Below are 23,099 nucleotides of genomic sequence, written 5' to 3'. Positions count from 1 at the left end.
GCGCAGTTCCCCGCGCCCCTGAAAAGACGGGGCTGCGCCCCAGTCTTTTCAGCGGCCCGCAGGGCCGTTGTTTTTAGGGGCGCGGGGAACTGCGCGAGCAACCACACCAAACCCGCAGACGCCCCATATCCGCAAATCGACACAGCCCCGCGCCTCTAAAACCTGGGCGGGCCCCGCGTCAGCGCGTGGCGCCGCGCGGATCTTCCCGGCCCAGGCGGGGCCTGCCCGCCAGGGTGGTCCACAGGTGCGGGGCGATGTCGTCCTCGGGGAGTTGGGCGATCATGTAGCGGACGCAGCGTTCGATCTTGACCCGCCACAGGCGGGCCGCCTCGTTGCCGTCGGCGCCCCGCAGCGCGTCGTAGACGACCGTGTCCTCGTTGAGGATGGTGCCGACCGCCTGGCTGTAGTCCATGTCCAGAACCGCGACGAACATCCGCCAGCGCCTGCAGTCCCGCGCGGACGACCCGCCGTGAGAGGCCGAGACGGACGGCGAGCGGCGCCTCCCGGACGCGGTCGCCGGGCCGGTAACCGGCGGCGAGTACGGCATCCCGCAACAGGCCCACGATGGGGTCGGTGGTGAGGGGAGCGCCTGGCGGGGGGGGCGGGAAATGTGATCTGCGCCGCCGCGGGCCGGCCGAGTGCGCGCGCGTCCCAGGCGTTCGAGTCGTTTTCAGGGCCGCAGATGGCCGGGACGTCGTACGAGGGGCGCGGGGCGGCGACCCGGGTGAACGGTGCTGCGGAGGGGGTCCATGTGGTGGACCAGGTCAGCAGCGCGTCGCGGAGGCGGTGCGGGTCGGGTGCGGCCTCATGAGGGAGCTGGGCATCGGCGGGGTGTGGTGGTTGCCCCGCAGTGCCGCGAACGCGCAGGCCACGGCCAGCACGTGGGGCACCTCCCGGTCCTGGCCGAACAGCCGGCCCGTGGCGGTCACCGCGGAGGCGCGTGCGGCCCCGCCCGACCCTGCCCGGGCCGTCACGGCGAGCACGCACACCGGTGGGGCCAGGAACAGACCAACCACCTCCTCGGCATGATCCGGCAGAGACCATGCCCGGCGCGGCCCGACCGCGGGGCGTGCCCCCGGCTGGACGCCGTAGTTCCGCCAGATTCGGTTCACCGTGCTCTGGCTCAGGCCGGTCTCGGCCGCCATGGAACGTGTCGACCACGCCTGCCTGGCACCGGGCGGTGGCGGGGTGAGGGTGCGGACGAGGACGTGCGCCACGGTGTCGTCGTCGGCCGTCGGAGGCCGCCTGGGACGGGGTTGCTCGTCCAGGCAGTCCAGCCGATCGGCGAGGAAGCGGGCGCGCCACTTGCCGACCATGTCGCGGGAGATGCCCAGGCGCCGGGCCACATCGGAATTCCCGTACGTGAGCGCGGCGTTCCTCAGCGACGAGACCGGACGCCAGGTCCGGGACGACGCCTACGGCATCGCGACGCCGAAGCGGTCTTTGACCTTGGCGCCGACCGGGCCATCGGCTCCGTCATCCTCCACCCCCGCACCGGCGCCGGTGGAGCAGGGGGCGGTACCGCGGGCTTCCCCGTCGGCTTCACACCGCAGGCCCGGGCCGACGGCGCCACCTCCTACACCACCGCCCGCACCATCACCGCCGAACCGAACCCGAACGGAGCCGCCCAGACCTACACCCTCACCTCCGCCACCGGCCGCTACCTGCGCCTGAAGGCCACCGAGCTGGGCAAGGCCGCCTCGGACGAGAGCACCAAGTACCGCCTCCAGCTTGCTGAGATGCGCGTCGTGCAGCAGGCATCGCACGGGGCGGCGAGGCGAGCCAGGCCCTGGCCTGCCTCGCCGCCCAGCTAAGGCACGGCGCACGGACGCAGGACCATGAGCGAGTCTTCCAAGGCCGCCACCATGGCAAAGGGGAACCGGTCGAGCTCAAGACAGAGTGCGACATCGTCAGGATGGACTCCTTGACGCACCCCCTCCGCCAGCTCGGCGGCGGCGCGCGACGCGCCGGCGCGGCGGAGGAACTCAGCAGCATCCGTCCCAGCCCCGGTGGCCCTCGCAGCGATGTGTTGAGCACACGCCAGATCTTCATCGGCCTGCCCGCCCTCGCCAGTCACCACGAACGTGACGCTGTCACTCTTGCGCGCCTGCAAGAGCCGAGCCGTCGCCTCCGCCACCACGAAGCCGGCGCACAGCACCAGGGACGCCTCCTTGACCGCAAGGGCCCCGACCGTCCCTGCCGTGGTCTTCTGCACAACGGTCCGTCCGCCGAGGTCAACAGACCGCAGCAGGCCCGGTGAGTTGACGATGTCGAACCCGGGCGCGGACGGACCGTCTTTGAGCGCCACCCAATCCGGGTGACGAGCCTTGAGCGCCAGAGCGTCGTCCAACGACTCAGCAAGAACGATCTTCTCTGCCCCCTGGGCAAACGCCCAGGCAGCCACCGTGAAAGCACGCATGACGTCGACCACGACCGCCACGGACGGGACTTCGGCCAGCTCAGCGATACCAAGGAAACGAGCGTCCATCCGATCATGATCACGCATACCCGACCCGAAGCACCCGGAGAGTGATCCGCATCACATCGCCGGTCTCGGAATGCAACACCTCCGGCTGCCTGCGTCGCGAAAGTGGTCCGCAATGACACGTCTGCTTCATCACCCACACGGGGTCACCCGCACATGGCCTCTGCGGACGAAAGGATTATGGTCAGGAGCGGCGACGGTAAGGGTCACGACGGCGGAGCCCCGCTGCTGCGCGAAGCCGGCGCCAAGACCGCACTAGCCGATGAGGTACTCCGCGCTGATCGGAGACAGCACCAGCAGGCCGGCCACGGCCGCCCAGCGGTGCCGAAACCGCGGCAGTGCGGCAGGAGCGGACAGCGCGGGCATGAGGATCCTTTGCGTGGTGGTTCAGGGGTCCGGGTCGTCATCGGTCCGGTCGACGCTAGAGAGACCGTCGGCGGTCGGGCATCCGTCTTCCGTCCAGGAGCACATGACTTCCGTCTAGAAGTGCGCGGCCCTCCGTCCATGCGCGGCCTGACGTCCGTTCATGCCTGAACTCATGGCGATCTCACGAGGGCGCGAGCGCCTGCCTTGCCGCGTGTTCGAAGGGCGTGACGAGTCTGTCTGCCTCACCACGTAGGAGCCGGTCTTGAGTACTGCAACGGTGCTTGTGCTGATTGCTGGGTAGTTTCAAGGGCTGTGTCCGCGTCGTTGTAGAGGCTGACGCGGGCCTGATGCCGGCGTCGCCGTCGCCAGTGTGACCGGCGCAGAAAGTCGTCGACCGGGGTAGGGCGGCGGTCCGTGAGTCGGGTGATCAGGCGTCGGATTTCCGCGAGACTGAGTTGGATGAGCTGGAGGGATCCGTTTCTGTTTTCTCCGTGTCCAGCTCTCGGGCTCGCAGGACGGTCAGGCAGGCATGGGTGGCCGTGGCCAGGGTCATGTGGCGGTGCCGGCCGGGATAGCCGCGGACCTGGTAGTCGTCCAGGCCGCACTCCTGCTTCGCAGTCTGGAAGCACACCTCAACAGCCCATCGGCTGCCCGCGATACGGATCAGCTCATCCAGCGTGGTCCCGGCCGGACAGTAGGCGATGTAGTAGGAGATCTCCTCCGCCTGCTCACACTGCGGCGGGCGAGAACCCAGTGCCGACGGTCCTCGCGGTGCCAGGGCCGGACTTCGACGCGGGCCCAGTCAAAGATCCGTCGGCCGTGAGCTCCTTCACCGCAGGAACGGCGTTTCCACTTCTGTCGCGGCAGGCCGGGATGACCCGACCGCCACCGCGCGACTCACGGCTTGCGGAACTGCTCCACCAGCGCCACGTACCCGCTGGCGCCGTGACCGGCAGTCGCCGCTCGCTCGGCCAGTGCCTTGACGAGCCTCGGCAGCTCGGCGTTGACGCCGAGCGACTCGCTCTCCTCGACCACGTGCGCCATCGCCGCCAGGTGGGTGTCGATAGTGCCGTCGTCGGCCGGGTAGATGCCGTCGTCGGTCTGGCGCGCGTAGCCCGGCAGCCAGCCGGCCACCGTGTCGATCGCCGTCTGTGCGATGGGGAGGTACGCCGTGGCGGACACACCGGCCGTGCCGAGGATCGCGGCGCCGTTGAGGAATCCGTCGAGCATGCCCCACATGAGGACGAGCGTGGCCATCTCGTGCGTGGCGGACAGGCCGGGGTCATCGCCGAGGTGGAGGCCCGTGCCGAGACTGCCCAGCGTGGACTCGTGAGCGTCGTACAGCGGTCGCGGCCCGCTGTAGGCGAGCACGGCGTCGGCCGTGCCGACGGCCTCCGGGACGGCCATGATCCCGCCGTCGAGGTAGCCGCCGCCGCGGCGCGCCACCTCCTCGGCGAGCGCTCTGGCGCGCGAGGGTGTGCCCGAGGTCAGGTTCACCACGACCCGACCGTCGAGCGGTCCGTCGAGGACGTCCGCCACGGCGTCGTAGTCCGACACGCAGACCACCACGAGCGGGGCGGCCGCAATCGCGGCCGGCGGAGACTCGGCGAGCGTCGCGCCCCGAGCCACGAGGTCGTCGGCCTTGGCCGTCGTGCGGTTCCACACGGTCGTCGGGTGTCCCGCGCGCAAGAACGCCCCGGCGAGGGCGCCGCCCATCAGTCCGAGACCCAGAACCGTGACGGGTGTGCCAGTGCGCATCATGTGCTCCTTCACTGATCGGTGGCACAATCGTCAACGTTCACACCGGTATGAAGGTCAAGGGGGAATTCGCATGCTGATCGGGGAGCTGAGTCGGCGGACCGGGGTGAACCCGCACCAACTGCGGTACTACGAGGCGCAGGGCCTACTGGTGCCCGACCGCGGCGACAACGGCTACCGTGAGTACGGCGACGACGCCGTGCTGACCGTGGCCCAGATCAGGAAACTGCTCGACGCCGGGCTGTCGACCCAGGAGATCGGGTACCTCCAACCGTGCGTCACCGGCGCGGCCCCCGACCTCAGGCCCTGCCCGGAGACCCTGGACCTGCTACGGGCGCGCATCGCCGGACTGGACGAGCAGATCCACACGCTCGTCCAGTCCCGCCAGACACTGCGGGAGTACCTGGCGGCCACGGAGCGGCGGATGGCTGGCTAGTGCCACATCAGGCAGCGTGCGCCCTGTCGACGACGGCGCGTAGGCGCCGGTCGTCGGCGTGGCGCTTTCGCAAGATGAAGTAGCGACGCAGGGCGGCGAACTGGGCCTTGATGCGGTGAGCCAGGGGCCGTTGGTCGGGGTGTAGGCGATCTCGACGTTGTTCGCGGCCGCCCAGGTGGCGACGCGCTGGCATTCCTTCGTGGTCAGGTGCGGGGAGACGTTGTCACAGACGATCGCGATGCGGATGTGGGCCGGGTAGAGGGTGCGCAGGTAGCGGCAGAGCTCCAGGAACTGGGTGCGCCTCTTGAGAGGTTTCACGTGGCCGTACGATCCGCCTCGCAAACACCCGTCCGTGCGGGACGCGACCGGATGGATCACCCGCTGCCCCGGACTCAACCGCATCACCGAACATGTGCGGGCCTTCGCAGAGTTGATGAAACAGCGCTGGCGTCATCTTCTCCAAGGACGGCCGTGACGCCCCTGGGCCACCCTCAACCCCGACGGACGCGCGGGCGACTTCGTCCTCGAAGGCGACTGGATCGGCGTCCGGGTGATCCTCGACGGCTCCAACTATGTCAAGGAAGGCATCAACGGCTCCTGGATCACCATGGCCGGCGGCGGAGACGTCAAGAAGTTGAGCGTTGCCAACCGGGTCGAGACCTGCACGCCGTAGACCTCCCACCACTTACGCTGCCCTGCACGGGGAAAGGACTGATGACCTCCGGCGCAGCGGCAGAATGCAGTGACGGGCCGCCCCGGCCCTGCGCCGGGGAGCAGAGAGACAGGAGCGGCCCGGCCCAGCGCGGCCGCTCAGTCCGGAACTGCCATACGATCGCGGCTCAGCAGGTCCGGTAGCGCGCGTAGATCAGTCCGCTGTCGAAGGTACGTTCCTCGACCAGCTCGAGATCGAGGCGCACGCCGTCGGGGAAGAACCGCTTGCCGCCGCCGACCACGCTCGTGGTGATGAACAGGTGGTACTCGTCCACCAGGCCGGCTGCGATCGCCTGGGCCGCGAGATTCGGGCCGTCGACAGTGAGGTCGTGATCAGCCTCGGCCTTGAGCTTGCGCACCGCGTCCGGGTCGAAGGTCCGCTCGATCCTGGTCTTCGCGCTGGACACCAACTCCAGCGTCGTGGAGTACACGATCTTCTCCGCGGCCTGCCAGTCGCGGGCGTACTGCAGGATGTGCGGCGGCTGGTCGGGCTCGGTGTGCGCGGTCTCCCAGTAGACCATCGTCTCGTACATCCGTCGGCCGTAGAGGTACGTGCCGACGGGGCGGAAGAGGTCGTTGATGAAGGTATGCACCTCCTGATCCTCGGCCCCGGTGCCGAGGCCACCCTCCGCCGCCTCGGCGTAGCCGTCGAGCGAGGTGATCATCGAGTAGATGAGCTTTGCCATGCGTCTCCTCCGGGTACGAGCGCGTAAGTCTGCCAGTGGTCCTGCAGGCTGTGACCTCCGCACGACCCGGAACTCATCGGTCGGCCGGCCCGCCGGTTCCGTCAACCGAGGTATCCCGGACGAAGCGCACCTCGGGATGCCCGTCCAGCTCCACCGACCCGGCCGACACGAACCCCGCCCGGGTGAGCACCGCCTGCGAGGGGCGCGCACCACCAAGGAGCCACGTCGCTGGCGCTCCCCCTTGCGTGGGTGCTCCGCCGGGGGTGGGTGCCATTGGTAGTCAGATCTTCGAAGCGAGACGGTAGCGATTTGGATGAGCATGGAGTCGCGGTGAGGTGAGTTCCAGGGCTCGGTTGTCCAGCCCGGCGGCCATGTGGTCGAGCCATCGTTCGTACCAGGCGAGGAAGTCCGGGTCTATCGCGCGGCGCAAGAGATCAACCTGCGAGTAGGACTCGCTTCCGCAGTAGCTGGAAGCCGGCCCGGCCGAACATCTGCCGTTCGGTGTGTCCTGACCGCACAGAGAGGTCGTGGTGTAGGCCGATTTCTTGATGCGATGCTGCACGGAAGATGACGACCTCACCCGGCGTACCGTGCGCCGCAAGGTCGGACAGATGCCACCGCCTGGGCCGGACAGCTCGACCTGGTCGGCGCGGCCGCCGACCAGGTACGTGACCCCGCCCCGGCGGCCCGGCGCGGCGAACGGCACCGCCCACGGCACGGGCGGCACCGCCGACTGACCACCTCCAGTGGGCAACGGGCCGGCGTCGCGGAGCGGCTCAGTGGCTGGTGAAGATCACGTCGTGCCAGGGCTTGTGCGGTGCGGCGGTGATGTCGGACATGACGTGCTTGATGTTGGTGTACTCGTCGAAGGAGTAGGCCGACATGTCCTTGCCGAAGCCGGAGGCCTTGTAGCCGCCGTGGGGCATCTCGCTGATGATCGGGATGTGGTCGTTGAGCCAGACACAGCCGGCCTGGATCTCGCGGCTCGCGCGCCCGGCGCGGAAGACGTTCGTGGTCCAGGCGGACGCAGCGAGCCCGTACGGGGTGTCGTTGGCGAGCCGGAGGGCGTCGTCGTCGCTGTCGAAGGGCAGGCAGACCAGGACAGGACCGAAGATCTCCTGCTGGACGATGGCCGAGTCCTGTGCGGCGTCGGTGATGAGGGTGGGCTCGTAGTAGGCGGCCCGACCGAGGGGTCCTTCGGGGATACGACCGCCGCGTACGACCGTGGCTCCGGCGTCGCGGGCGGCGTCGACCATGGCGGCGACCCGGTCGCGCTGCCGGAAGGAGATCAGGGAGCCCATGTCGGTGGCCGGGTCGTCGACCGGGCCCAGGCATACGCCGTCCATCAGCTCGGCGACGCGGCCCACGAACGCCTCGTACAGCGGCCGTTGGACGTACGCGCGGGTGGCGGCCGTGCAGTCCTGGCCGGCGTTGATGAGGGCCCCGGCCACGGCACCGCGCGCGGCGGCCTCCAGGTCGGCGTCGTCGAAGACCACGAACGGGGCCTTGCCGCCGAGTTCGAGGTGGACGCGCTTGACCAGACCGGCCGCCTGGGCGGCGACCTGGCAGCCGACCGTGGTGGAGCCGGTGAAGGAGACCATGGCGACGTCGGGGTGGGTGATCAGGGCCTGGCCCGCGACGGGGCCGGTGCCGGTGACGATGTTGATGACGCCGTCGGGGATGCCCGCCTCCTGGGCCGCTTCGGCGAACATCACCGAGGTCAGCGGGGTGAGTTCGGACGGCTTGAGGACGATGGTGTTGCCCGCGGCGACGGCCGGCAGTACCTTCCAGGCGGCCATCTGGAGGGGGTAGTTCCAGGGGGCGATGGAGCCGATGACACCGATGGGTTCGCGGCGGATGGTGGAGGTGTGGTCGCCGGAGTACTCGCCGGACGCGCGGCCCTCCAGGTTGCGGGCGGCGCCGGCGAAGAAGCGGACGTTGTCGATGGTGCCGGGGACGTCGAAGCCGGTGGTGAGCCTGATCGGCTTGCCACAGTTGAGGCTCTCGGCGCGGGCGAAGTCCTCGGCGCGCGCCTGGAGTCGGTCCGCCCAGCGCAGCAGGGCCTCCGAGCGCTCGGCCGGCGTGGTGCGCGACCACTCGGCGAAGGCGCCACGGGCAGCGGCGACCGCCTCGTCCACGTCCTCGGAACCGGCCAGGGTGTCCACGGCCAGGACCTCCCCGGTGGCCGGGTCGGTCACCGAGAACCGCTCGCCGGACGTCCCCGCGCGGCGCTTGCCCGCGATGAACTGCGTACCGGTGGTCTCGGGGGTCTCAGTCGTCTCCATCAGCGCTCCTGTTCGCTGGCGCCCCACAGGTCGCCGAGGGTGTAGCCGTACGGGAAGGGGTCAGAGTCGTCCAGGACGTACTCGTTGAACCCGGTGATCCAGCCGCGTCCGCTGATCGTCGGCGACACCGCCTCGTACGGCCCGACCTGGGTGGTGTCGAGGAGCGTGCCCGTGAAGGTCGTACCGATGATCGACTCGTGGACGAACGGTGTGTCCAGGGGGAGTTCGCCGCGCGCGTGCAGGGCGGCCATGCGGCCGCAGGTGCCGGTGCCGCACGGGGAGCGGTCCAGGGAGCCGGTCCAGGTCGCCGGGTCGGCCAGGTCCACTTCGCCGTTGGGCAGGACGACCGTGTTGCGGCCGGAGACGCCGGGGGTGGGCGAGGGGCCGTGGATCATCGTCAGGGAGATCTGGTCGATACCGGGGTTGAGCGGGTGTCTGACCGGGAACTGCTGCTGGGCCGCCGTGCGCAACACCGCTCCGGCGCGCGCGAGTTGCTTCGCGGATCCCGGTTCCAGGGTGACGCCGAGGTCGGCGGCGCGGGCCTGGACGTAGAACTGGCCGCCGAAGACGATGTCGACCGGCACCCTCCCGTACTCGGGCAGGTCCAGTTCGTGGTCGAGGGCCACCACGAACGCCGGGACGTTGGCGAAGGTGACCCGGGTGGCCTTGCCGCCGGACACCTCGGCGCGGACCCGGACGAGACCGACCGCGGTGTCCACGGTGAGTTCGGTGACCGGTTCGCTCACCGGGACCGCGCCCGTCTCCACCAGCGCGGTGACCGCGCAGATGAGGTTGGAGCCGGACATGGGACGGAAGCCGCCCTGTTCCAGCACCACCAGGCCGAAGTCGGCGGCCGGGTCGGCCGGCGGCAGCACCAGGGCGCCGCACAGGGCCGGGTAGCCGCGCGGCTCCCGGAGCAGGAGCCGGCGCAGATCGTCGAGGTGCTTCTCGCAGTACTGCAGCCGCTCGGCCATCGTGGCGCCCTTGACGTGCAGATGACTGCCGAGCAGTACGCGGCCGGGCTCGCCCTCGGCGTGGACGTCGATCGCGTGGATACGGCTGAGCGTGCCCATCACGCGGCCACGCTGTCGCCGGTCACCGCCACACCGGCCGCGATGAGCAGCTCGCGGAACTCGGCGACGTACTGCGGGGCCAGCGGCAGGACCGGGCGGCGCGTCGGGCCGGCGCTGACGCCGACCAGATCGAGGCCCGTCTTGATGCCGCAGGCGTAGTTGTGGGACTCCAGGAACTGGCAGATCGGGAAGATCTTCGTCCACAGTTCGCGGCCGGTGTGCAGGTCGCCGCGGACGGCGAGGGCGTCGTACAGATCGGCGCACAGCCGGGGGATCACGCTGGCCGTGCCCCACACGCCGGCCTTCGCACCGCCCGCGAGCGCGGCGAAGGTGAGCGTGTCCCAGCCGTTGAGGGCGGTGATGTCCGCGGCGTGCTGCTGCTGGACCGCGGAGAACCACGCGAAGTCGCCGCCGGTGTCCTTGTAGGAGGTGATCCCGGTCTCCCGGGCCAGCTTCGCCAGCTCCTCGGGCGCGAGGTTGACGCCCGTGGCCGACGGGATGTTGTAGTACATGATCGGGATGTCGATGGCGTCGGACACCGTCCCGAAGAAGCCCCGCAGTTCGTCGAAGCCGGGGGTGTCGTAGAACGGCGGCACGATCATCACGGCGGACGCGCCCGCCTTCTCGGCGTGCACACTCAGCTCCACGGTGTCCGCCGTGCTGAGCGCGCCCGTCCCGGCGACGACCGGGACGCGTCCGTCGGCGGCCTCGACGTACACCTCGGTGACGCGCTTGCGCTCGTCGAGGGTCAGCGTGGTGAACTCGCCGGTGCTGCCGCCCGGGACCAGGCCGTGGACGCCGCCGCCGATGATGTGGTCGGCCTGGCGCCTGATGCCCTCGGCGTCGACGGCCGAGCCGTCCGAGGTCAGCGGGGTGACGACGGCGGCGAGGATGCCGGTGAACTGGGGGGCGCTCATGAAAGGACTCCTGGGATCAGCGTGCGGGAAACGGGGGTGGTAAGGGGAGACGGGTGCGGGTGTAGGCCTCGGCCACGAAGGGCCGTGCCGGTCACCGGCGGGTGAAGCGGCGCGGTGACAGGGTCTCGGCGACCGCGGGAACGCGGCGCCGGATGATGGCCTCGGTGATGATCTCGGCGGTGGCCGGGGCGAGGGTGAGCCCGAGCATGCCGTGCCCCGAGGCGACGTAGACGTTGGGGAGGGGATCGAGGCGGCCGACGATCGGCAGCCCGTCCGGCGTCATCGGGCGCAGCCCCGCCCAGGGAGCGCACTCTCCCGGCGGGTTGTCCCAGCCGGTGAGGGAGTCGGCGGCCGCCTGCTTGATGGCGGCGACGCGCCGGGCGTTGATCTTCTCCTCCAGGCCGCCGAACTCCATGGTGCCCGCCAGCCGCAGGAAGCCGTTCAGCGGAGTCACCGCGACGCGGGCGTCCTCCAGAGTGAGCGGTGTGCGCAGCGGCACCGGGGACGGTGAGTAGTCGACGCTGTAGCCCTTGCCCGGCCGGATCGGCAGGGGGACTCCGAGCTGCGCGGCCATCCGGGCGGTCCACACGCCGCCCGCCAGCAGCAAGGTGTCGCCCTCGAACTCGCCCTTGTCGGTGAGCACACCGGTGACGGCGTCCCCCCGGCGCAGGAAGCGGCGTACGGGGGTGTGTTCGTGGATCTCGACGCCGAGTTCCGCGCAGCGCTTGAGCAGGCCCTGGGTGAGGGAGTCGGGCTCGACCTGGCGGTCGTCCGGGAAGAACAGGCCGTGTTTGATACGGCTGTTGAGGACCGGTTCCTTGGCCTGTACGGCGTCTCCGTGCAGGTGTTCGGCGACCATGCCGAAGCTCTCGAAGATGTCGAGGGAGGCGAGCTGCTCCTCGTAGCGCTCCCTCGTCTCGAAGGCCAGCAGGACGCCGGCCTTGTGCATCTCGAAGGCGATGCCGTCCCGGGTCCAGTCGTCGAGGAGGTCCATGGTGCCCTCGGCGAGACGCAGGGTCGTCTCCAGGCCCTGGCGGAAGTCCCGCGCGGTGCAGTGCCGGGCCATCGTCAGCATGAACTTCACGAAGCTCGGGTGGAGCGACGGCTTCACGTAGAGCGGGCTGTCCGGCTTCAGCATCCACTTCAGGGACTGCAGGATCACGCCGGGCGCCGGCACCGGGCCGCTCTCGGCGAGGGCGATCTTGGCCGCGTTGCCGTGCGAGGCGGCGGAGCCCGCGCGCCGGGCGTCGAGCACGGTCACCTCGGACCCGGCCTTGGCGAGCCGATAGGCGGCGGCGAGACCGACGGCCCCGGCTCCCACAACGATGGTCCGCATGGAGTCGTGTACCTCCTGACAAGGCGCTTCGAGCACCTCTGGGGTCGCTGAACCGCGCACAGTACCGGCGGCCAGGTCGCAGATTGTCAAACAATCTGCGGATGGGTGGGACGGTAGACGCGATGGCCCGGCGCGGTCAATGCCTCGGAACGGGTTCGATTCCGGCTATTGACACGGCGGAGTCGCGTTCCTAACCTTCCGGCATCTTGCTGGTTGTCAGACAATCTACGGGCATCGCTCCATCAGGGAGCGCTTTTCCTCAGGGACCGGCTACGGCTGTGCCCTCCTTCTCGTCCGGCCCCGCTCACCCGTCACCGAGCGCGAGCCCGCACGCCCAGGATCGACCGAATCCCCCCATGCCACATCCCGCGCCACCCACCCTCTAGCACTGGAGCACCAGCCATGGCCCTCACCAAGCAGAGCAGGTACACCTTCTACGTGGTCGGAGTTCTCATCCTGGCCTGGCTGGCCGGCTACTTCGGCGGAAAGGCCGGCTCGGACGGGGGCTCGACGACGACCACGGCCGCGGCCGCCTCCACCAGCAAGGCCGCCTGGATCGACAAGATCAAGAGGGCCGGCGTGCTGCGGATCGGTTGTGCCGACGCGCCGCCGACCGTCGTCGTGAAGTCGGACGGCACCTGCGCCGGCCCCGACCTCATTCCGCTGGAGAACCTCGCGGAAGGCCTCGGTGTGAAGGTCAAGACGGTGGCCACCACGTGGCAGAACATCGTCGCCGGGCTCCAGGCCGACAAGTACGACGTCGCCGCCGACCTCGACCAGACCGTGGAGCGCAGCCTCGCGATCCGCTTCACCAACCCCTCGTGGTCCTACCCCGGCGTGTTCCTGGTGGAGCGCAGCAGCAGCTACACCACCAGCAAGCAGATCCTCGACGCGAACAAGCCCATCGCCACCTCGCAGGGCACCGCGATGGACGCGGCGCTCCAGAAGGCCGAGGCCAAGGAACTGCGGGTGGACACCTTCCAGAACGCGGCCGCCGGTGTGAAGGCGGGCAAGGCCATCGCGGTCTTCGCCGACCTGGGCACCGCCGTCGACATGGCGACCAAGGACAAGTCCCTGGGCATCATCGTCCCCGACCCGGCGATCCTCGTGAACCACGTGGCCTACGGCGTCCCGGCCGGCATTGACGCCCGCTCCATGGAGATCGTCAACGTCGCCATCGACAACTCCGTGGCCAGTGGCGAGATCGCCCGCTCCTTCGCCGAGGCCGGCTACCGGGACGTGGACGCCCTGGGCGACCTCGAGATCAAGTCCTGACCCGGTCTCGTCGTCCTCCCGGAGGTAGTCCGCGATGAATTCCGTGAACCTCGCCTACGAGTTCGATCTGAGCGTCATCGGCCCCGCGCTGCCCACCCTGCTCGACGGGCTGTGGCTGACCCTGAAGGTCGCGACGATCACGATCGTCGCGAGCGCCGTCCTCGGCTTCCCCCTCGCCGTGGCCCGTATGTCGAAGATCGAGGTCATCCGCTGGCCGGCGCAGCTCTACATCGAGGTGTTCCGCTGTACGCCGCTGCTGATCCAACTGCTGTGGGTGTTCTACGCCCTTCCGGCGCTCCTCGGCGTCGACCTGCCCGGTGAGCTCTCGATCATCATCGCGCTCACCGCGCACCTGACCGCTTTCATGTCGGAGACCTACCGCGCCGGAATGCAGTCGGTGCCCGTCGAACAGATCGAGGCGGCGCGGATGCTGCGCCTGAACCGGGTGCAGATCCTGCGGCACATCATCGTGCCGCAGGCCTTCCGCCAGCAGATCCCCACGATCCTGTCCCTGAACGTGAGCATGTTCAAGGACACCTCCCTGATCTCCGCGCTCGGCCAGGCGGACCTGACCTTCCAGGGCAACATCCTCGCCAGCCAGACCTACCGGCCCATGGAGATCTTCACCCTGGTCGCCCTCATCTACTTCTCGATCGCCTTCCCGGCGACGCTGTTCACCAGCTACATCGAGCGCCGTCTGATCACCAGCGGTTCGCGCGGCGCCCCGCCGCCCGCGTCGGGGCTGCGCGGCACCCTCGCCCGGATGCGTCCCGGGCAGCGGCCGGTCGAACTGTCCAGGCCCGCCCTCAAGTCCCTGCTCAAGCCGGAAGGTGTCTGATCACGATGACAGAGGCCAAACCGACCCTCGACAAGACACCGGACGCGGATACCGGCACGGCCACGGTCACCGATGCCGTCCCCGACGACGCCTTCCTGCGCACCCGCGGTGTGAGCAAGTCCTTCCACGGGCGCCACGTCCTCAAGGAGGCCGACTTCCGGATCGGCAGCGGTGAGATCGCCGTCCTCATCGGCAAGAGCGGCTCCGGCAAGAGCACCCTGCTGCGGGTGATCGCCGGCCTGGAAGAGCCCGACGCGGGGGACATCGACCTCGCCGGCCAGGCCGTCGTACGCGACGGCGAGTACCAGGAGGCGTGGAAGGAGTTGCAGGGGCAGATCGGAATGATCTTCCAGAGCTACACCCTGTGGCCCCATATGAACGTCCTCGACAACCTCACCATCGCGCCGCGCCTCGCTCTCGGCGAGACCGAGGCCCAGCTCCTGGACCGGGCCGAACGAGCCCTGACCGAGGTGGGCATGGCCCACCACCTGCGCAGCCGGTGCACCCAGCTGTCCGGCGGCGAGCGCCAACGGGTGGCCATCGCCCGGGCGTTGATGATGCGGCCTCGGCTGCTGCTGTGCGACGAGATCACCTCCGCCCTCGACCCGCCGGTCGCGGCCGAGGTGCTCGGGGTGCTGACCAAGCTGAAGGAGGAAGAGGGCATCGCCTGCGGCATCGTCACCCACGACATGGCCTTCGCCTCCAAGGCCGCCGACCGCATCTGCTTCTTCGAGGACGGCCTGATCAAGGAGGACGTACCACCGGAGCATGCCTTCAACGACCCGCAGACACCGGGACTTCAGGCCTTCATCGACGCCGTCCGCTTCTGACCGGCCCCCCCGCGGCCGACCCGACCCGACCCGGTGGCGGGCCCCGTACGTCCTCCCCTTGGGGCCCGCCACCGCCCACTCACAGAAACAGAAAGGTCGCCGACATGTCCCAACTCACCGATCTGGTACGGAAACTGGCCTCCGGGCCCAACTTCGCGACGCTCGCCACGATCGGCCGGGACGGACTGCCCCAGCAGACCACGGTCTGGGTGAAGGCCACCGACGACGGGATCGCCTTCTCCACCGTCGAGGGCCGGGTCAAACACCGCAACCTGCTGCGCGACCCCCGCGCCAGCGTCCTGATCATCGACCGCGACAACCCCTACGTCTACGCCGTGGTCCGCGGCCCGGTCACCATGACCCGGGACGGCGGACGGGAGTTGATCGACGAGCTCTCCCACAAGTACGAGGGCAAGCCCTGGCAGGAGACCGCGACGATCCCCAGGGTGGTCATGACCGTCAGCGCCGAACGCGTCACCGAGTACGGCGCCTGATCACCTACCATGTGGTCTGACAATCTGCGGAGGACCCATGAGTGAGCACGCTCCTCGACCGACCGTCGGGCCCCGGCCGGTCAGCAACCAGACCCGCCGCGACGCGGTGGTGAACGAGCTGCGGCGCGCCATCCTGGCCGGTGAGCTGGGGCCGGGGCAACGGCTGCGCGAGGTCCAGATCGCCCAGCAGATGGGGGTCAGCCGGCCCACCCTCCGCGAGGCCATCTACCAGCTCACCCATGAGGGGCTCCTGGAGCAGCAGCCCTACCGCGGAGTCGTCGTCACCGACATCGACGAGAAGTTCATCACCGACGTGGCCGAGGTCCGGGTCGCCCTGGAGAAGCTGGCCGCCCGGGCCGTGGCCGACGACCCCGACGGCACCCGCAGGGAGAAACTCCGCCACAGCTGGGACGAGTACCAGGCGGCGTACGCCGCGAAGGACCCGGACCGGCTCCACCAGGCCCACATAAACCTGCACTGGACCATCTGGAGCGCCTCCGGCAACGGCATGCTGGAGCGCATGTGGCCCACCGTGGAGGCCCAGATCAACATCGCGATCTCGGTCGACGAGAGCACCCGCTCCGACCCCGACCGCGCCCTGCACGTCCACGAGCGGCTCATCGACGCGATTCTCGGCGGTGACCCGGCCACCATCGAGGCCGAGGTGGAACGCCACACCATGGCCAGCGCCGACGAACTCCTCGGCATGCTCGCCGAGCGCAGGAAGAACACCGGCGAGCGCGAGGCCTGACCGGCGGCCGACCGGCCCCGCTGTAGGCCCCGCCGTGTGCCGTCAGGCGGCGGTGAGGGACAGTCGTTCCGTGATCTCGCCCGCCGTGGCCTGGGCCTTCTGGGCGAGCTCCGTCTCCGCCTTCGGATAGACGCGGGAGGCGAGGGCGGCGACGCTCACGGCCGCGGTGACCCGTCTGTTCTGGTCCATGATCGGGGCGGCGATGCCCACGACGTCGGGGTCGAGCTCGCCGCGGGTGACGGAGTGGCCGAGGCGGCGGATCCGGCCCAGACGTTCCACCAGCGCGTCGACGTCGGTGAGGGTGGCCGGGGTGAAGCGGACCAGCTCCGCCGCCTCCAGGAGCCGGCGCGCCTCGCCGGCGCCACGCTGGGCACCGCCGCGGTCGGCGCCTTGTTCACCCACCGTCTCACCGACCAGTTCAGCGCCCGGCTCTCGGCGGCCGACGCCAAGGTCCTGGGGTCCACCGACTCGCTGACCCCGGCCCTCGTCCAGGCCCTGCCGGACCGCGTTCAGGACACCGTCGTCCTCGCCTACCAGCAGGCACTGACACCGGTCTTCCGCTACCTGGCCCCGCTGTTCGCCCTCGGCCTCGTACTGGCCTTCCTCCTCCCGGAGAAGAAGCTGGCGGGCGGTGACGGCCACGATCACGACTCGGCCGCGGGTGACATCGAAGTGGAGACGGATGAGGCGCCGGAGTTGACCCGGAAGTGAAGCGGGGGCGCCCGGCGAAACCGCCGGGCGCCCCAGCGCGGGACAGGTGAGGCCCCGCCGCCGTCGGCTCAGGCGACGGACCGCCGCCGGTCCACCTGCTCGCCGCGGCTTTCGAGACCTACGACGAACTCCTTGAGCCAGGCGATGAATTCGGGCCCGAGGTCGTCCCGGTCGCAGGCCAGCCGGACCACCGTGCGCAGATAGTCGGCCTTGTCGCCGGTGTCGTAGCGCAGCCCGTCGAAGACGACGCCGTGCACCGTGCCGCCGGCGGCCAGGTCCTGGAGGGCGTCGGTGAGCTGGATCTCGCCGCCCCGGCCGGGCGGGGTGCGCTCCAGGGTGTCGAACACGGCCGGGTCGAGGACGTAGCGGCCGATCACCGCGTACGTGCTCGGCGCGTCCTGCCGCGACGGCTTCTCCACAAGCCCGGTGACTTGAACGACGTCCTCGTCCCCGGTCGGCTCCACGGCCGCGCAGCCATAGAGATGCACCTGCTCCGGCGGGACCTCCATCAGGGCGACCACGCTGCCGCCGTACTCCTCGCGGACGTCCAGCATCCGGCTGAGCAGGGTCTCGCGCGGGTCGATCAGATCGTCGCCGAGGAGGACGGCGAAGGGCTGGTCGCCGATGTGGCGGCGGGCGCACAGCACGGCGTGGCCGAGGCCGAGCGGCTCGCCCTGGCGGATGTGGTGGATGTTGGCGAGGCGGGCCGGGTCGCGTACCGCGTCCAGACGTACGGTGTCGCCCTTGGCCGCGAGTGCCTGCTCCAGCTCGAAGGCGTTGTCGAAGTGGTCCTCGATGGCCCGCTTGTGCCGACCGGTGATCATCAGCACGTCGTCCAGCCCGGCCGATGCGGCCTCCTCGACGACGTACTGGATGGCCGGCTTGTCCACGACCGGCAGCATCTCCTTCGGCGTCGCCTTCGTGGCGGGCAGGAACCGTGTCCCGAGCCCGGCGGCCGGGACGACGGCCTTGCGGACGGTGCGGCGGGCGGGGGCAGAGGTGCTCGAAGTATGGGGGGCGATCATGCGGTTCATGCTGCGGCAGGAGCATGAGAGCACGCCGAGAGGAACGAGTGAGCGGGCTGTGCGTCGGAGTCCGTACGGCCCTGCCCCGCTTGCCCGGCGCTGTTCGCACGACGGTCCGCAGCGCGTCACACACGCGCCACTGCCCCTTCCCTGTGATTCGTTCCTCTTGGACCATTCCTTTCGCTCAGGTCACATCCGACGCATCACGTCAGGACAAGAGGTCATCCACCCATGCCTGAAGTCAACCGGCGGCGATTCCTCCAAGTAGCGGGCGCCACCACCGCGTTCACCGCCCTGTCCGCGAGCATCCAGCGTGCCGCGGCGCTCCCCGCGCACCACCGTTCCGGCACCATCGAGGACGTCGAGCACATCGTCGTCCTCATGCAGGAGAACCGGTCCTTCGACCACTACTTCGGTGCGCTGAGAGGCGTACGCGGCTTCGGCGACCCGCATCCGGTGACGCTGGACAACGGCAAGTCGGTGTGGCACCAGTCGGACGGCACCAAGGACCTCGTGCCGTTCCACCCCGAGGCCGACGATCTCGGCATGCAGTTCCTGGAAGGGCTGCCGCACAGCTGGCCCGACGGGCAGGCCGCGTACAACGGCGGCAAGTATGACAAGTGGGTGCCCGCGAAGGGCACCACGACCATGGCGTACCTGACCCGCGAGGACATCCCCTTCCACTACGCGCTCGCCGACACCTTCACCGTCTGCGACGCCTATTACTGCTCGTTCATCGGCTCGACCGACCCGAATCGGTACTACTGTGGTCCGGACACACGGGCAACGACGGCAAGGGCGGCGGCCCGGTCATGGGCAACGACGAACTCGGCTACGACTGGACGACCTACCCGGAGCGCCTCGAAGCGGCCGGGATCTCCTGGAAGATCTACCAGGACATCGGCGACGGCCTGGACGCGGCCGGCTCCTGGGGCTGGATCCAGGACGCCTACCGGGGCAACTACGGCGACAACTCCCTCCTGTACTTCAACAAGTACCGGGGCGCCAAGCCCGGCGACCCGCTCTACGACAAGGCCCGCACCGGTACGAACGTCAAGGCCGGCGACGGCTACTTCGACCTGTTCAAGGCGGACGTCAAGGCAGGGAAGCTGCCCCGGATCTCCTGGATCGTCGCGCCCGAGGCGTTCTCCGAGCACTCCAACTGGCCCTCGAACTACGGCGCCTGGTACATCGCGCAGGTCCTCGACGCGCTCACCGCCAACCCGGCCGTCTGGGCGAAGACCGCGCTGTTCATCACCTACGACGAGAACGACGGCTTCTTCGACCACATCGTGCCGCCGCTGCCGCCGAAGTCCGCCGCGCAGGGCAAGTCGACGGTGGACGTGGAGCTGGACCTCTACAAGGGCGACGCCAACCGCGTGGCCGGCCCCTACGGCCTCGGCCCGCGTGTGCCGATGCTGGTCGTCTCGCCCTGGAGCAAGGGCGGCTACGTCTGCTCCGAGACCTTCGACCACACCTCGATCCTCCGCTTCATGGAGCGCCGCTTCGGGGTGCGCGAGCCCGACATCTCGCCGTGGCGGCGCGCCATCTGCGGTGACCTCACCGCCGCGTTCGACTTCTCCCGCAAGGACGCGCGGCCCGCCGGGCTGCCGGACACCGACGACTACGAGCCGCAGGACCGCGAGCGCCACCCCGACTACCGGCCGGCCGTGCCGGCCGACGCCGGCATGCCCAAGCAGGAACGCGGGCTGCGGCCCGCCCGCCCCCTCAAGTACGCGCCCAGGGTGGACGGTTCGGCCGACCCGACCGCCGGGACCTTCGCCCTCACGTTCGCCTCCGGCGCCAAGGCGGGTGCCGCGTTCCTCGTCACCTCCGGCAACCGCACGGACGGGCCGTGGACCTACACCACGGAGGCCGGCAAGTCCCTCTCGGACACCTGGAACTCGGCGTACTCGCACGGCTCGTACGACCTGACCGTCCACGGCCCCAACGGCTTCCTGCGCGTCTTCAAGGGACCGGGCAGCCAGTCCGGCCCCGAGGTGACCGCACGGCATGTGGACGACGACGTGGAACTGACCTTCACGAACAAGGCCTCCGGCACGGTGAGCCTGAAGGTGGGGAGCGCGTACGGCGGCCCGTCCCGCACGGTCAAGCTGCGCCCCGGGGCGACCGTCCGCCACCGCTTCGACCTACGCACGAGCCGCCGCTGGTACGACCTGACCGTCACGTCCGCCGCGGACCCGACGTTCCTGCGCCGGTTCGCCGGGCATGTGGAGAACGGGCGTGTGGGGGTGAGCGATCCGGCGCTGGGGTCGTAGCCGCGTGCCTGACGCCGGCCCGTCGTAGCTGCGGGCAGTCGTGCCGCTGGGGCGATGGGGGTCCCCCCGCTCGAGCGAAGCCGAGAGTAGGGGAGGGTGGGCGCAGCGGCACCCTGTCAGCGCCGGTAAGCGCCTCCTCGGTTCACATCACAGGGGTGTGAGGTGGCCAGGTGCGGGCGCCCCCGGTCGGCGGGGGAGCAGTGACGGCTCGGTCGGGGCGTGCTGCGGCTCCAGCGCGAGGACCGCCGCCACCGGGTGGTCCTCGTCCACCGGCCGGACCTCGACCGGCGGCACCCGCGTCAGCAGCACCACCCCCCGTGCCGCCACCACCGCCCCCGCCAACGCGAGCAGCACGCCCGCGGCGCCTCCCCGCAGGCCCTCGCCGAGGAGGGAAAGGCCGATCACGGCGGCGGCGACGGGGTTGGACAGGGTCACCATGGCGAGGGGGGCTCCCAGGCCGCCCTGGTAGGCGGTCTGGGAGAGGAACAGGCCGCCGACCGCGAAGGCGGCGACCAGCAGGGCGACCACGACGACCTGGACGCTGAGGAGCGACCCCGTGCGGTCCGTCGCGGCGACCGTCACCGTCTGGGTGAGCGCGGAGGCGACACCCGAGGCGATGCCGGAGGCGGTCGCGTGCCGGAGGCCGGGCTTGGTGCCGGGCCGGGACAGAAGTCCGACCAGAACGGCTGTCGCCCCGGCGACGGACAACGCCTCCGGAGCGTTCAGCACATCCTCCGGCGCCGGCCCCGACGCGGTGACCAGGATCGCGGCCAGCCCGGCCAGCGTCAGCGCCGTACCGCGCCATTCCACCGCGCTGACCCGCCGCCCGGCGATCCGCGCACCCAGCGGCACGGCGGCCACCAGCGTGAGCGCACCGAGCGGCTGGACCACGGTCAGCGGACCGTACTTGAGGGCCACCACATGCAGCAGCGCGGCACCGGCGTTGAGCCCGACCGACCCCCACCAGGCGCCGCTGATCAGCATGCGCCGTACACCTGCGTCGGCGCTGCGGGAGGCGAGCCGCTCCTGGGCGACGGCGGCGGCCGCGTAGGCGACGGCGGAGACCAGGGAGAGGACGACGGCGACGAGCGTGGCGTTCATCGGCCCGCTCCGACCAGGACGGGCTCCTCGACGGGGACGAAGTCGCCGGTCCGCTCCGGGGCCGTCGTGGTCGTCCGGTGCGGGAGCTGGATCACGGCCAGGGCGACGGCCAGTAGCCCGCCCGCCACGATCGCGTCCAGCCAGTAGTGGTTCGCCGTGCCGACGATCACGACGAGGGTCACCAGCGGATGCAGCAGCCAGAGCCACCGCCACCGGGTCCGGGTCGCGGCGATCAGCCCGATCGCGACCATCAGCGCCCAGCCGAAGTGCAGTGACGGCATCGCCGCGAACTGGTTCGCCATGGAGTCGGTCGCGGGGGCGGCCGAGTAGACCGTCGGCCCGTACACCTGCCCGGTGTCGACGAGACCGGCGATCTCCAGCATCCGCGGCGGGGCGAGCGGGAACGCCAGATGCAGCAGCAGGGCGGCGGCGGTGAGGGCGGCGAGGACCCGGCGCGCCCACACGTAGTGGGCGGGGCGCCGCAGGTACAGCCAGACCAGGAAGGCCGCGGTGGCCGGGAAGTGGACGGTCGCGTAGTAGACGTTCGCGAGGTGGACCAGGGTGTCGCCGTGCAGCAGCGCCGACTGCACGGAGCCCTCGCCCGGCAGGCCCAGGGCGCGCTCCCAGCCCCACACCTCGTGGGCGTTGTGGAAGGCCTCGGCGGTGTGGCCGTTCGCCAGCAGTCGCCCGAACTTGTAGAGCAGGAAGAGCCCTGCGACGAGCAGGAGCTCACGGACGAGGGGCGGTCGCGCTGTCGCGGCGGGCCCCTCTTCGGCAGGCTCGGTGTGGCATTCCATCCCCGGCCCTTTCACTGACGGCGCTGGTGGCGCTGATGGCGCTGGTTCTCATGGCGGTACAGACGATCGACACGCGCAAATACCGATACAACCGCGTACCGATACGTTGCCGTACCGATACGTGAGTGTACCGATACGAGTCTGTACCGAAACGCCAGGGTGTCGAAACGATTAGGTATCGATACGTCACTGTACCGATACGGAGTCGTTCCGGTACAGTGGCGTATCGAAGGGCCGATGGGCGCCGGATCGACCGAAGGAGACCAGGGCCATGACGTCGCAGGCCGCGGACGGGCCGGAGACGGCCGTCGCCTCGCGCCGCTCCAAACTCACGCCCGAGCGTGAGCAGGAGTTCTTCGACGCCGTGCTCGACCAGATCAGAGAGTGCGGCTACGACTCCGTGACCATGGACGGCGTCGCCGCGAGCACCCGGTGCAGCAAGTCCACGCTCTACCGGCAGTGGAAGACGAAGCCGCAGTTCGTGGCGGCCGCCCTGCGCGCGCGCCGCAGTGCGCGCTTCGCCGGCATCGACACCGGCACGCTCGCCGGTGACCTGCGTGAGGTGGCCCGGCAAGCGGGCGAGGGCAAGGGCCACGTCATCGAGGGCCGGCTGTTCCAGGCGCTCGGCCACGCCGTCGTGCAGGACGAGGAGTTGCAGGCGGCCCTGCGCGGCGCGCTCGTCGACCCCGAGATCTGCGCGCTCAGAGCGATGATCGACCGCGCCGTCGCCCGGGGGGAGGTCCCCGCGGACCACCCGGCACTGGAGTTCATCCCGGCGCAGATCTTCGGCGTACTGCGGGCTCGCCCGTTCCTGGACGGGCAGGACGCGGACGAGACGTACATCACCAAGTTCATGGAGGCGGCCGTGCTGCCGACGCTCGGCCTCACCTGAGACTCAGGGCGCCGTCCGCGGGATTGACCGGACGACGACCTGATCGCGCCGCA

At 70.1% G+C, this 23,099-nt stretch carries 23 protein-coding genes and 4 pseudogenes; 11 read left to right on the top strand and 16 right to left on the bottom strand.

Features of this window, described 5'->3' with window-relative positions; all coding sequences use genetic code 11:
- Positions 1 to 178 precede the first annotated feature (178 nt).
- Positions 179 to 433, bottom strand: a complete 255-nt coding sequence (locus F3T56_RS47475) for a hypothetical protein (RefSeq protein WP_246203443.1) — start codon at positions 431 to 433, stop codon at positions 179 to 181.
- 331 nt (positions 434 to 764) lie between these two features.
- Positions 765 to 1,316: a helix-turn-helix domain-containing protein gene (locus tag F3T56_RS06330; protein WP_149823689.1), complete on the bottom strand. Its 552-nt coding sequence runs from the start codon at positions 1,314 to 1,316 to the stop codon at positions 765 to 767.
- Here F3T56_RS06330 and F3T56_RS47470 point away from each other — a divergent pair.
- Complete coding sequence (locus tag F3T56_RS47470; RefSeq protein ID WP_246203452.1) at positions 1,209 to 1,814, top strand: hypothetical protein; 606 nt, start codon at positions 1,209 to 1,211, stop codon at positions 1,812 to 1,814. The two genes, F3T56_RS06330 and F3T56_RS47470, sit on opposite strands and share 108 nt — an antisense overlap.
- Here F3T56_RS47470 and F3T56_RS06320 read toward each other — a convergent pair.
- The 3 genes and pseudogenes from F3T56_RS06320 to F3T56_RS49635 all read right to left on the bottom strand — a co-directional run bounded on the left by F3T56_RS06320 (position 1,811) and on the right by F3T56_RS49635 (position 4,609).
- Entirely contained in the window at positions 1,811 to 2,488 is a 678-nt protein-coding gene (locus tag F3T56_RS06320; RefSeq protein ID WP_149823688.1) for a 2-phosphosulfolactate phosphatase, read from the bottom strand. The genes F3T56_RS47470 and F3T56_RS06320 overlap by 4 nt on opposite strands.
- Before the next feature lie 790 nt (positions 2,489 to 3,278).
- A pseudogene (locus F3T56_RS47465) lies at positions 3,279 to 3,724 on the bottom strand (IS701 family transposase); the annotation flags it as partial.
- A 24-nt stretch (positions 3,725 to 3,748) separates the two neighbouring features.
- A complete protein-coding gene (locus tag F3T56_RS49635; RefSeq protein WP_149823687.1) occupies positions 3,749 to 4,609 on the bottom strand; it encodes an NAD(P)-dependent oxidoreductase in 861 nt (286 codons plus the stop codon).
- A 73-nt stretch (positions 4,610 to 4,682) separates the two neighbouring features.
- Between F3T56_RS49635 and F3T56_RS06305 the strand changes: the two genes are divergently transcribed.
- Positions 4,683 to 5,045 carry a MerR family transcriptional regulator gene (locus F3T56_RS06305; RefSeq protein WP_149823686.1) on the top strand — a complete coding sequence of 121 codons (363 nt, stop codon included), beginning with the start codon at positions 4,683 to 4,685 and terminating at the stop codon, positions 5,043 to 5,045.
- A 7-nt stretch (positions 5,046 to 5,052) separates the two neighbouring features.
- Here F3T56_RS06305 and F3T56_RS49630 read toward each other — a convergent pair.
- Positions 5,053 to 5,372: pseudogene (locus F3T56_RS49630) on the bottom strand (IS630 family transposase); the annotation flags it as partial.
- A gap of 223 nt (positions 5,373 to 5,595) precedes the next feature.
- Here F3T56_RS49630 and F3T56_RS49240 point away from each other — a divergent pair.
- Complete coding sequence (locus F3T56_RS49240) at positions 5,596 to 5,718, top strand: hypothetical protein (RefSeq protein ID WP_281291808.1); 123 nt, start codon at positions 5,596 to 5,598, stop codon at positions 5,716 to 5,718.
- Between the two features lie 166 nt (positions 5,719 to 5,884).
- Here F3T56_RS49240 and F3T56_RS06295 read toward each other — a convergent pair whose 3' ends face one another.
- The 6 genes and pseudogenes from F3T56_RS06295 to F3T56_RS06270 form a co-directional block, all read right to left on the bottom strand.
- Positions 5,885 to 6,442, bottom strand: a complete 558-nt coding sequence (locus F3T56_RS06295; RefSeq protein ID WP_149823685.1) for a dihydrofolate reductase family protein — start codon at positions 6,440 to 6,442, stop codon at positions 5,885 to 5,887.
- 280 nt (positions 6,443 to 6,722) lie between these two features.
- Positions 6,723 to 6,851: pseudogene (locus F3T56_RS06290) on the bottom strand (SMI1/KNR4 family protein); the annotation flags it as partial.
- A gap of 367 nt (positions 6,852 to 7,218) precedes the next feature.
- Positions 7,219 to 8,727 carry a gamma-aminobutyraldehyde dehydrogenase gene (locus F3T56_RS06285; protein ID WP_149823684.1) on the bottom strand — a complete coding sequence of 503 codons (1,509 nt, stop codon included), beginning with the start codon at positions 8,725 to 8,727 and terminating at the stop codon, positions 7,219 to 7,221.
- Positions 8,727 to 9,800, bottom strand: coding sequence for a proline racemase family protein (locus tag F3T56_RS06280; RefSeq protein WP_149823764.1), 1,074 nt, complete (start codon positions 9,798 to 9,800; stop codon positions 8,727 to 8,729). Before F3T56_RS06280 ends, F3T56_RS06285 begins: the two co-directional genes overlap by 1 nt.
- A complete protein-coding gene (locus tag F3T56_RS06275; RefSeq protein WP_149823683.1) occupies positions 9,800 to 10,717 on the bottom strand; it encodes a dihydrodipicolinate synthase family protein in 918 nt (305 codons plus the stop codon). The genes F3T56_RS06280 and F3T56_RS06275 overlap by 1 nt, the downstream gene beginning before the upstream one ends.
- A 91-nt stretch (positions 10,718 to 10,808) precedes the next feature.
- Complete coding sequence (locus F3T56_RS06270) at positions 10,809 to 12,053, bottom strand: NAD(P)/FAD-dependent oxidoreductase (RefSeq protein ID WP_149823682.1); 1,245 nt, start codon at positions 12,051 to 12,053, stop codon at positions 10,809 to 10,811.
- A 402-nt stretch (positions 12,054 to 12,455) separates the two neighbouring features.
- Between F3T56_RS06270 and F3T56_RS06265 the strand changes: the two genes are divergently transcribed.
- The 5 genes from F3T56_RS06265 (at position 12,456) to F3T56_RS06245 (ending at position 16,241) form a co-directional block, all read left to right on the top strand.
- Complete coding sequence (locus tag F3T56_RS06265; protein ID WP_149823681.1) at positions 12,456 to 13,328, top strand: transporter substrate-binding domain-containing protein; 873 nt, start codon at positions 12,456 to 12,458, stop codon at positions 13,326 to 13,328.
- 34 nt (positions 13,329 to 13,362) lie between these two features.
- Entirely contained in the window at positions 13,363 to 14,166 is an 804-nt protein-coding gene (locus F3T56_RS06260; protein ID WP_149823680.1) for an amino acid ABC transporter permease, read from the top strand.
- Positions 14,167 to 14,171: 5 nt separating this feature from the next.
- On the top strand, positions 14,172 to 14,996 hold the full coding sequence (locus tag F3T56_RS06255; protein WP_149823679.1) for an amino acid ABC transporter ATP-binding protein: 825 nt from the start codon (positions 14,172 to 14,174) through the stop codon (positions 14,994 to 14,996).
- 104 nt (positions 14,997 to 15,100) lie between these two features.
- Positions 15,101 to 15,490 (top strand): PPOX class F420-dependent oxidoreductase, encoded by a 390-nt coding sequence (locus F3T56_RS06250; protein ID WP_149823678.1) that lies wholly within the window; start codon positions 15,101 to 15,103, stop codon positions 15,488 to 15,490.
- A gap of 37 nt (positions 15,491 to 15,527) precedes the next feature.
- Positions 15,528 to 16,241 carry a GntR family transcriptional regulator gene (locus F3T56_RS06245; RefSeq protein WP_149823677.1) on the top strand — a complete coding sequence of 238 codons (714 nt, stop codon included), beginning with the start codon at positions 15,528 to 15,530 and terminating at the stop codon, positions 16,239 to 16,241.
- Positions 16,242 to 16,283: 42 nt separating this feature from the next.
- On the opposite strand, the gene F3T56_RS47455 is transcribed toward F3T56_RS06245, so the two are convergent.
- A complete protein-coding gene (locus F3T56_RS47455; RefSeq protein WP_246203441.1) occupies positions 16,284 to 16,643 on the bottom strand; it encodes an IclR family transcriptional regulator domain-containing protein in 360 nt (119 codons plus the stop codon).
- Between F3T56_RS47455 and F3T56_RS47450 the strand changes: the two genes are divergently transcribed.
- Positions 16,632 to 16,952, top strand: a complete 321-nt coding sequence (locus tag F3T56_RS47450) for a hypothetical protein (RefSeq protein WP_246203439.1) — start codon at positions 16,632 to 16,634, stop codon at positions 16,950 to 16,952. The genes F3T56_RS47455 and F3T56_RS47450 overlap by 12 nt on opposite strands.
- A gap of 68 nt (positions 16,953 to 17,020) precedes the next feature.
- On the opposite strand, the gene galU is transcribed toward F3T56_RS47450, so the two are convergent.
- Positions 17,021 to 17,977, bottom strand: a complete 957-nt coding sequence (gene galU, locus F3T56_RS06235) for a UTP--glucose-1-phosphate uridylyltransferase GalU (protein WP_149823676.1) — start codon at positions 17,975 to 17,977, stop codon at positions 17,021 to 17,023.
- Positions 17,978 to 18,208: 231 nt separating this feature from the next.
- Here galU and F3T56_RS06230 point away from each other — a divergent pair.
- Positions 18,209 to 20,256: pseudogene (locus F3T56_RS06230) on the top strand (phosphocholine-specific phospholipase C).
- A 147-nt stretch (positions 20,257 to 20,403) separates the two neighbouring features.
- Here the strand turns inward: F3T56_RS06230 and F3T56_RS06225 are convergent.
- Together F3T56_RS06225 and F3T56_RS06220 are read right to left on the bottom strand one after the other, a co-directional pair.
- On the bottom strand, positions 20,404 to 21,357 hold the full coding sequence (locus F3T56_RS06225) for a DMT family protein (RefSeq protein WP_149823675.1): 954 nt from the start codon (positions 21,355 to 21,357) through the stop codon (positions 20,404 to 20,406).
- The gene (locus F3T56_RS06220; protein ID WP_149823674.1) at positions 21,354 to 22,154 is read right to left on the bottom strand and encodes a phosphatase PAP2 family protein; all 801 of its coding nucleotides are present in this window, start codon (positions 22,152 to 22,154) and stop codon (positions 21,354 to 21,356) included. Before F3T56_RS06220 ends, F3T56_RS06225 begins: the two co-directional genes overlap by 4 nt.
- Positions 22,155 to 22,425: 271 nt before the next feature.
- On the opposite strand from F3T56_RS06220, the gene F3T56_RS06215 reads away from it, so the two are divergent.
- A complete protein-coding gene (locus F3T56_RS06215) occupies positions 22,426 to 23,046 on the top strand; it encodes a TetR/AcrR family transcriptional regulator (protein ID WP_149823673.1) in 621 nt (206 codons plus the stop codon).
- The last annotated feature ends 53 nt before the right edge of the window (positions 23,047 to 23,099 follow it).

This window comes from Streptomyces tailanensis, from assembly GCF_008386495.1.
GTDB lineage: Bacteria > Actinomycetota > Actinomycetes > Streptomycetales > Streptomycetaceae > Streptomyces > Streptomyces tailanensis.
The sequence above is the reverse complement of the archived record's forward strand: the minus strand, read 5'-3'. Positions and strand labels throughout refer to the sequence as shown.